This is a genomic window from Salinivibrio sp. PR5, from assembly GCF_001996085.1.
Lineage (GTDB): Bacteria > Pseudomonadota > Gammaproteobacteria > Enterobacterales > Vibrionaceae > Salinivibrio > Salinivibrio proteolyticus.
Map to the genome: position 1 here is coordinate 313,357 of NZ_MUFK01000001.1, position 9,557 is coordinate 322,913.

A 9,557-nucleotide genomic window follows, 5' to 3' on the forward strand; every position below is an offset into this window, starting at 1 on the left:
CAACCCCCAATCTTTTATGCTTAACGATCAAGGGCAAAGGGTGGCAAGGATAAATGCCAGCGAATCGCCGCTAAGCGGATCAGCAAGGTGGTGACCATGCCTGCGATTGAGGCGGTGACGGCATCTGGCCCCACTTCAACCGCGAGAGTATGAACGATCCCGCCGGCAATACATGCGGTGGCATAAACCTCGGTTCTCAGCACCATGGGCACTTCTCTGGCCAACACATCACGAATAATGCCGCCCCCACACGCGGTAATAACGCCCATGATTACCGCGACCAGTGGTGAAGTCCCATAGCTTAACGCTTTATCGACACCGATGCCGACGAAGACGGCTAAACCGACGGCGTCGGCGCAGGGTAATACGTACCAAGGGAGTCGGCGGGGGTGGCGAATAAGCAGCATGGTGGCAACACAGGTGGCAAGGATCACCCAAATATATAGTGTGTCACTGATCCAAAACACGGGCGTTGCTCCCATCGCCATATCGCGTACCGTTCCGCCCCCAATCGCGGTGGCGCAGGCAAGGACCACGACGCCAAAAGGGTCCATCCGTAAACGGCCAGCCATGAGTACACCAGAGATGGCAAATACTGCCGTGCCAAATAAATCAAATAAATACAAAATCATGGTTTGGGTCATCATGGGTCCTAGGTTGCGCGGCGCACCGTATCAAGTGCCTCACAGATTTGGGTTGCAGCCTGCAACGCACGGGGCGTTGCTCGTGTTAGCCAGTCTGGGTTTAATTGAAACGCATAGTGCTGAGCAAGGCTGGGGAGTAAGTCTTTCATACTTTGCCAGCTGGCAGGCAGTTCACCACCGGTATAAAACACAGTGTGCGGTTTGCGGGTGATCACTTGCTCCATATTCACTTGCGGATAAGCCGCGGGGCTATCGGCAAAAATGTTTTCGCCGCCACATAGCCTAAAAAGCTGGCTTGGCCAAGCGTGATCACTGGCTGTCATCAGTGGCGCGCCACTTAATAAATAAAAGTAAGGTACCGACGTCGCATCTTGATAGCGGGTATGCAGTGCATGCAGTTTTTGGTCGAAAACGGCTGCATTTTTCTTGGCGATTTTGGGGTGGCGGCCATAACGGCCTAGTTCGCGAATAAAGCGGCTGATGTCGTCGAGTTTTTCGACATCAAGATAGCGGATTTCAATGCCCAGTTGCGCCAATGTTTCCAGTGGTTTAGGTGGGTTGCCGCCACGCCACGCCAAGATTAAGTCGGGCTTAAGCGCCACAATACGCTCCAGTTTGATGCCCCGATAGTTCGATACGCGTTCCAGCGTTTTTGCCTCCTCGGGATAATCACTGTACGCGCTGGCGGCGACGAGTTGTTCACCGAGGCCTGCAGCGTAAGCGAGCTCAGTGGCATGAGGCGCCAGACTGATCACACGAGGTGGGGCAGGGTGTGCATAAGCGGCCGTGGTAAAGAGAAAAGCGGCAACCAAAAGTCCGACGCCGCGAGGAGAGAGACCGAGCATGTTTTTTAATCCTTACACGATGAGCAAGCATAACGCGCTAAAGGCGATCCAAATGAGCATGCTCACTCTGAGTTTTTGACGTAATAACAAAAGGTGGTAGCACGCCGGTGTCACGCCACTGCCGATTTTTGTGCGCAATGTTTTGGTGCCTTGATAAATGGCAGGGCCTCCGAGGGAGAGCTGAAAGCGGCTACTGGCGCAGGCCAATAGCCAGCCCGGCCCCGGCGTGCGCCAGCGCTGTCCCTGTTGCCAACACGCTTTAAGGTGCGTGAGTGGGGAACGACCCAGTGCGAACAAGAGGGCAAATAGACGCATAGGAATGTAATCGAGTCCGTTGAGGAGACGTGCGACCGCTAAGCCAAATGGGTAGAAGGTGAGACGGCTCGGCGACCATACGCGCGCGAGACGGACTAAGCTGGCATACAGCAGCGCGCCGACACCACCAAACAGCACAAAATAAAAAATCACACAGGCGGCATGACGTGCGGTGCCAAGCAATATCGTTTCTGCGCCTGCCTTACCCAGACCGACAATCGATAAAGATTCAGTTTCTCGGTTGACGCGGTTGGCCAAAAGTGCGCGTGCTGTCCCTTTGTCGTGTTGTTCAATGGCATCGGCAAATGCTTGGGAAAACGTATCAATATTGCGCCAATCGAGGGCAAGCCACAGCAGTAGCGCATCAAATAAAGGGCGAAACCAGACCAGCTCTCGAGTGGCAATCAGCAAGATCGCCAGCGTGCCACACATGAGTGCCAGTGCCAGCCCCCCTGCGAGCTTTCTCTGCCGCTTCGGGTCGGTCGTTTGGTTGACTTGGTCGGCTAAAATGAGCGCGTACTGTTGCCAATACTGAAACGGAGAATAATTGGCGGATAAGGGGAGTAACCAATGGATTAATAGCGCCAACCACAGCGCCCAGAAGCTTGGGTGGTTGGCGGCCATAGTCAGCCAATATTGCGGGTTAAGCAGTACATCCATAATGGCAAGGTTCATCCATGATAATCGTTCGAAGGGTTAGTCGAAAAGCGCAACCATTTTTTCAACCATGGCGGACGAGCTTTTCGCTGCCAGCGGCAGAAATTCTTCAAATGTCATCGGTGACTCTTTTTCTGCGACCACATCAGAGATGGCGCGCACGACCACAAACGGGATCTTAAACTGGGCGCACACTTGTGCAATCGCCGCCGCTTCCATCTCTGCTGCTACCGCTTTAGGGAAGTGGGTGCGAATGTGTTGACGGTGTGCATCGGTGTGCACAAAGGTATCGGCGGTGCAGATTAACCCGCGTACCACGTGTGTCTCGTCATCAATGGCTTTCTCGGCCAGTGCCATCAGTGCGTCGTCGGAGTCAAAGTGAGCCGGTTGCTGAGGAACTTGACCCATCTGGTAGCCAAATGCGGTTGCATCCGCGTCGTGGTAACACACTTGCGAGGAAATAACCACGTCACCGAGGTTTAATGAGGGTTCAAAAGCGCCGGCTGATCCGGTGTTAATCACGCAATCTGGCTTAAACTGTGACAGTAACAAGGTGGTGCCGACCGCTGCCGATACTTTACCAATGCCTGATTGGAGCAATACCACATCACGGCCCTGTAGTGTGCCGGTGTAGAAGGTGCAGCCTCCTTCGTGATGAGTGGTAAGGTTCGCGAGCTTATCACGCAGCAGGGTAATTTCCTGCTCCATAGCGCCAATAATGCCGATTTTCATCTTGATGATCCTGTTAGCACATAGAATGGGGTTAGTGTACATGAGGCAATAAAAAAGTGCCTCCTTTGAGGCACTTCTATTCAGTCGGGGTGGGAGAGGATCAGACTTCGAGGTAGTCCATGATCCCTTCGGCCGCTTTCCGCCCTTCATCAATGGCGGTGACCACTAAATCTGACCCGCGCACTGCATCACCACCGGCAAAAATTTTCGGGTTGGTGGTTTGATATAAGATGTCCCCGTTGGCTGGCGCTTTGATGCGGCCACGCTCGTCAAGGGCTACATCATAGGGCTCCAGCCATTCCATGGCATGGGGCTGGAAACCGAACGCCATGATCACGGCGTCTGCTTCTAGCACATGCTCACTGCCCTCAATCGGTTCTGGGCGGCGGCGACCGGCAGCATCAGGCTCACCGAGCTGGGTTTTTACCACGGTAACCCCGCGCACGTTGCCGTTTTCATCGACTTCAATGCCAAGCGGCTGAAGATTGAACATAAAGTTCACGCCTTCCTCACGCGCGTTTTTCACCTCGCGGCGCGAGCCGGGCATATTCGCTTCGTCACGACGGTAGGCACAAGTGACACTGGCGGCTTGTTGACGAATGGAGGTACGGACACAGTCCATCGCCGTATCCCCGCCCCCAAGGACCACCACTCGCTTACCTGCCATATCGATGAAGGGTGGCGCGTTCTTCAGTTCCATCACTTTGTAGGTGTTGGAGACTAAAAATGGCAGTGCATCAAACACACCGGGTGCGTCCTCGTTGGCAAGACCAGCACGCATGTACTTGTACGTCCCGACGCCGAGGAAGACCGCATCAAACTCATCAATCAAGGTTTGCATGGCCACATCTTTACCGACTTCGGTGTTGAGACGAAACTCCACGCCCATTTCGGTGAAAATCCGTTGGCGGTTACGCATCACCTCTTTTTCCAGTTTGAATGACGGGATCCCGAAAGTGAGCAAGCCACCAATTTCCGGATAGCGGTCAAATACCACCGGTTTGACGCCATTGCGCACCAACACATCGGCACACGCAAGCCCAGCAGGGCCGGCACCGATTACGGCCACTTTTTTATCTGTCCACTCAACATGTGACATGTCGGGCTTCCAGCCCATTTCAAACGCTTTATCGGTGATGTACTTTTCGACATTACCAATGGTCACAGCGCCAAAGTCATCATTGAGCGTACAGTCACCTTCGCAAAGCCGGTCTTGCGGACACACTCGACCACAGACCTCAGGCAGGCTATTGGTTTGGTGCGATAGCTCAACGGCCTCTAAGATGCGTCCCTCATTGGCCAGCTTTAGCCATTGTGGAATGTAGTTATGTACAGGGCATTTCCACTCACAATATGGGTTACCGCAATCTAAGCAGCGATCGGCTTGTGCCGACGCTTCTTTTTCGGTGAACGGCTCGTAGATTTCCACGAACTCTATTTTGCGGGTATCAATCGGCTTTTTTCGCGGGTCGATACGCTGCACATCGATAAACTGATATACGTTCTGGCTCATGGATCCCTCCTTTACTGCGCCTGAACTCGCAGCTCGGCAGCGCTGCGACTCTGGTGGCCTAATAAGGTGCTGACATCAGCGGCTTTAGGTTTGACCAGATAGAAGCGGTGTACCCATTGGTCAAAATCAGCCAGCAGTTGTTGCGCACGATCTGAACCTGTCAGCTCTAAATGTTGCGCGATCAGTCCGCGTAAGTGCTCTTGATGAATGGCCAGAGATTCTAGCGACAGCGCTTCGACCAACTCTGGATTGATGCGGCGGTTAAAATCGCCTTCCTCATCGAGCACATAGGCAAAGCCGCCGGTCATTCCAGCGCCAAAGTTGACGCCAGTGCGACCTAAAATCGCGACGATACCGCCCGTCATATACTCACAGGCGTTATCTCCCGCGCCTTCGACGATCGCATGGGCCCCTGAGTTACGTACGGCGAACCGTTCGCCCGCTTTCCCTGCCGCAAACAGCTTGCCACCAGTGGCACCATACAGGCAGGTATTGCCCATGATGGTGGACTCATGACTGGCAAAGGCGGATCCCACAGGCGGACGGATCACGATTTCACCGCCACTCATCCCTTTGCCGACATAGTCATTGGCATCGCCGACAAGGGTGATATTAACCCCTGCTGCATTCCACACCCCGAGAGATTGACCCGCTGTACCTTGCAATTGAATATCCAGAGGGTTAGCTGCCATGCCTGTGTTGCCATAGCGTTTTGCAATCGCGCCAGAGAGGCTAGCACCGACTGAACGGTCGGTATTGCGTACCGATTTGTAGATGCTGGCTCGTCGGTTAGCGTCAATCGCCTCCCCTAGCTCACTGAGCAAGGCTTGGTTGAGCGGTGCATTATCAAAAGGCGTATTGGGCTCACTGCAATATAAGGTTTTGCCCGGCCAGGGTGTGGGCGCCTCGAGAATATGGCTCAAGTCGAGTTTTAGCTGCTTGGCGGTAAAGCCATCAACTGCTTCCAGCAAGTCCGTTCGGCCAATGAGATCGGTGAGCTTTTCGACACCAAGCTCGGCGAGCAGCTCGCGAACTTCTTCACCTAAGCCTTTAAAGAAGTTCATCACCTGCTCAGGTAAGCCTTTAAAGTAGTCGCGACGAAGCGTGTCATCTTGGGTCGCCACACCGGTTGCACAGTTATTCAGGTGGCAAATACGTAAGTATTTACAGCCCAAAGCCACCATAGGCGCGGTGCCAAAGCCGAAGCTCTCTGCACCTAAAATAGCGGCCTTTACAATATCGAGGCCGGTTTTGAGGCCGCCATCGACCTGTAAGCGAATTTTGTGGCGTAAGCCATTTTCCACGAGGGCTTGCTGGGTTTCGGCGAGGCCTAATTCCCAAGGGCTACCGGCGTATTTCACGGAGGTCAATGGGCTTGCCCCCGTGCCGCCGTCATACCCTGAAATGGTGATCAGGTCGGCATAGGCTTTTGCCACACCAGTAGCAATAGTGCCTACGCCCGGTTCGGAGACCAGTTTGACCGATACCAATGCGCTTGGGTTGACCTGCTTTAAATCAAAAATCAGCTGCGCCAAGTCTTCAATCGAGTAGATATCATGGTGTGGCGGTGGCGAAATCAAGGTGACACCGGGGACTGAGAAACGCAATTTGGCGATCTCGGCCGTGACTTTATGGCCGGGCAATTGTCCGCCTTCACCGGGTTTCGCCCCTTGTGCCACTTTGATTTGCAGCACATCGGCATTGGTGAGGTAGTGGGGAGTGACCCCAAAACGGCCCGATGCAATTTGCTTGATTTTGGAGTTACGCTCGCTATTGAAACGGCGTGGGTCTTCACCCCCTTCACCGGAGTTCGAGTGGCCGCCAAGGCGGTTCATCGCAATGGCTAACGCTTCGTGCGCTTCAGGGCTCAAAGCACCTATGGACATGGCCGCGGAATCAAAGCGTTTAAATAGCTCGGTGGCGGGCTCAATGCGTTCAAGCGGTAATGGTGTGTCGGCTTTTTTCAAACGCATTAGGTCGCGCAAGGTTGCCACCGGACGTTCATTCACCGTTTTCGCGTAGGTTTTGTAGTCCATTGCTTCCCCAGAGCGCACTGCACTTTGCAGATTTTTTACTACATCTGGGTTGTAAGCATGATACTCGCCATCGTGGACGTATTTGAGTAACCCACCATGCTCTAGCGGCTTACGTTTAATCCAAGCACGACGTGAAAGGTTGACTAAGTCTTGCTGGAAGTCATCAAAGTTCGCCCCTTGAATGCGGCTTGCGACACCTTTAAAGCAAAGCTCTACCACATCGTCATGCAGGCCGACCGCTTCAAACAGCTGCGAACAGCGGTAAGAGGCAATGGTCGAGATCCCCATTTTTGACATGATTTTAAATAGGCCCTTGTTGATGCCATTTCTAAAATTCACCATCACATCGCGATAGGGCTTTTTGATTGCGCCAATGTCGACTTGATTGGCTAGTGTTTCGTAGGCGAGGTATGGGTAGATAGCCGTGGCACCAAAGCCGAGTAATACGGCAAATTGGTGCGGATCACGTGCACTCCCGGTTTCAATGATGATGTTGGCATCACAGCGCAAGTTTTCGCGGACCAGACGCTTTTGCACCGCCCCGACTGCCATAGCGGCAGGGATAGGGAGTTTGTCTTTATTGATACTGCGATCAGACAGGACTACCAGTACCGTGCCATCGCGCACGCAGCGCTCGGCTTGATCGCAAAGATCTAAGATGGCCTGCTGCAGATCTTTCTCGTTCGGATCGTAGTTAATATCGAGAATGCTGTTGCGATAATAGGTATCGTCGAGCTCGAGTAACTGCACCATGTCTGAGAACAAGAGCACTGGCGATTTAAACGCGACGCGCTCAGCGTGGCCATCAGTCTCGCAGAAGACGTTCATTTCCCGGCCGATACAGGTGGCCAGTGACATCACGTGGTTTTCACGCAAGGGATCAATGGGTGGGTTGGTAACCTGAGCAAACTTCTGACGGAAGTAGTCACTGACACAGCGGGGACGAGAAGATAATACTGCCATTGGCGTATCATCGCCCATCGAACCGGTCGCTTCTTGACCGATATCCCCGAGCACCTTGACGACTTGCTCGACTTCCTCGTTCGACATCCCAAACAGCTTTTGGTAAACCTTCAGTTGGGTGTCTTGCAAGCTCCGGCTGCCTTCGCTGGCATCATCATCAAGTTCTTCAAACGGGGTCAAGCGACGCACGTGAGCATCGAGCCATTCCCGATAGGGGTGGCGACTTTTCAGTTCATTATCGATTTCCGCTGAGTGCCAAATTTTGCCTTCTCGGGTATCGATCACCAGCAGTTCACCCGGGCCAACACGCCCTTTTTCAGCGACCTCATCAGGCGCGTAATCCCAAATGCCAATTTCAGAGGCGAGGGTGATGAATTTATCTTTAGTGACCACATAACGCGCAGGGCGTAAGCCGTTGCGGTCGAGATTACAAGCTGCATAACGGCCGTCAGACATCACAATACCGGCAGGGCCATCCCATGGCTCCATGTGCATGGAGTTAAAGTCATAGAATGCACGCAGCTCATCATCCATATCCGGATGGTTTTGCCAAGCGGGCGGCACAAGTAGACGCATGGCGCGGAAGAGATCCATGCCACCGGACAAAAATACCTCAAGCATGTTATCTAGGCTCGATGAATCCGACCCTGATTCATTGACAAAAGGTGCGGCCTGATGGAGGTCTGGCAATAAGGGCGAGTTAAATTTGTATGCCCGTGTGCGTGCCCATTGGCGGTTACCTTCAATGGTGTTGATTTCACCATTGTGGGCAAGGTAACGAAACGGTTGAGCGAGCGGCCAGCGTGGTTGCGTGTTAGTACTAAAACGCTGGTGGAATAAACAGATCGAAGACTCGAGGCGTAAATCGGCCAAATCGGTGTAAAAGCGCGGCAAATCTGCCGGCATACACAAGCCTTTGTAGACGATGGTTTGGGTCGACAGACTGGTAATGTAGAAATCTGTGTCGTCAGCTAACGCTTTCTCTGCGCGGCGGCGCGCAATATACAGGCGACGTTCTAAATCGCGTGCGCGCCAACCGGCCGGGCCGTTAATAAAGACTTGTTCGATAACGGGGAGTGACTGCTTGGCGATTTCACCCAGCACGTCAGGGTTGGTTGGTACCGTACGCCAACCAACCACGGAGAGTGTTTCGGCCCCAATTTCTTGTTCAAACACCGCGCGGGCGCGCTGCGCCTTCACCGGATCTGTGCTCAGGAACAGCATTCCCACCGCATACAAACGGCTCAGGTTCCATTGGTTTTGTTCGGCAATAAGGCGAAAGAAACGGTCGGGCTTTTGGAGCAATAACCCACAACCGTCCCCGGTTTTACCATCGGAGTTAATCCCTCCGCGATGGGTCATGCGATCAAGTGCGGAAATGGCGGTACGAACCAACTTGTGGCTGGGCTCACCTTCTTGATGGGCGATCAAACCAAAACCACAGTTATCCTTTTCCAACATTGGGTTGTACAGCGACATTGCAATTCTCCCTTGCTACTGCGTCACTCGCAGTGATTGCATTTATTGTCGTGATCCTCCTGACCACTCTGAAAGCGTCTAGGACTGTGACAGCTCACCCGTTATGTTGTGTTTTTTTAACGGGAAAATCGCGTGCTTGTAAGTAATTAAATTACTGATTTTCAACGCGATGCCTAGCCTGCCGTATCCAGAAAGCGCTATTCAGCGACCTTTCAAATTAACGGCAAAGCAGTTAAAGGTCAAATTTTATTATGCAGCCTTTATGCACCATGAAGCTTGGTGTGATGTCAATTAAACACCTGATATTTTCAGGTTTTGTGCCAATTTTTTCGGGAATAATAGCTATTCGCGTTTATGCTGTTTTGTTAAATAA

At 52.9% G+C, this 9,557-nt stretch carries 6 protein-coding genes; all 6 read right to left on the reverse strand.

Features of this window, described 5'->3' with window-relative positions; genetic code table 11:
- Positions 1-20: 20 nt before the first annotated feature.
- Positions 21-632 carry a TRIC cation channel family protein gene (locus BZG82_RS01435; RefSeq protein ID WP_077662391.1) on the reverse strand — a complete coding sequence of 204 codons (612 nt, stop codon included), beginning with the start codon at positions 630-632 and terminating at the stop codon, positions 21-23.
- A 20-nt stretch (positions 633-652) separates the two neighbouring features.
- The gene (btuF, locus tag BZG82_RS01440; RefSeq protein ID WP_077764998.1) at positions 653-1,489 is read right to left on the reverse strand and encodes a vitamin B12 ABC transporter substrate-binding protein BtuF; all 837 of its coding nucleotides are present in this window, start codon (positions 1,487-1,489) and stop codon (positions 653-655) included.
- A 12-nt stretch (positions 1,490-1,501) separates the two neighbouring features.
- Positions 1,502-2,479, reverse strand: a complete 978-nt coding sequence (locus BZG82_RS01445) for a cobalamin biosynthesis protein (protein WP_077764999.1) — start codon at positions 2,477-2,479, stop codon at positions 1,502-1,504.
- A gap of 21 nt (positions 2,480-2,500) precedes the next feature.
- Positions 2,501-3,193 (reverse strand): 5'-methylthioadenosine/S-adenosylhomocysteine nucleosidase, encoded by a 693-nt coding sequence (mtnN, locus tag BZG82_RS01450; RefSeq protein ID WP_077480006.1) that lies wholly within the window; start codon positions 3,191-3,193, stop codon positions 2,501-2,503.
- A 100-nt stretch (positions 3,194-3,293) separates the two neighbouring features.
- A complete protein-coding gene (locus BZG82_RS01455) occupies positions 3,294-4,706 on the reverse strand; it encodes an FAD-dependent oxidoreductase (protein ID WP_077480005.1) in 1,413 nt (470 codons plus the stop codon).
- An 11-nt stretch (positions 4,707-4,717) separates the two neighbouring features.
- Positions 4,718-9,184: a glutamate synthase large subunit gene (gene gltB / locus BZG82_RS01460; protein WP_077765000.1), complete on the reverse strand. Its 4,467-nt coding sequence runs from the start codon at positions 9,182-9,184 to the stop codon at positions 4,718-4,720.
- Positions 9,185-9,557: the final 373 nt, after the last annotated feature.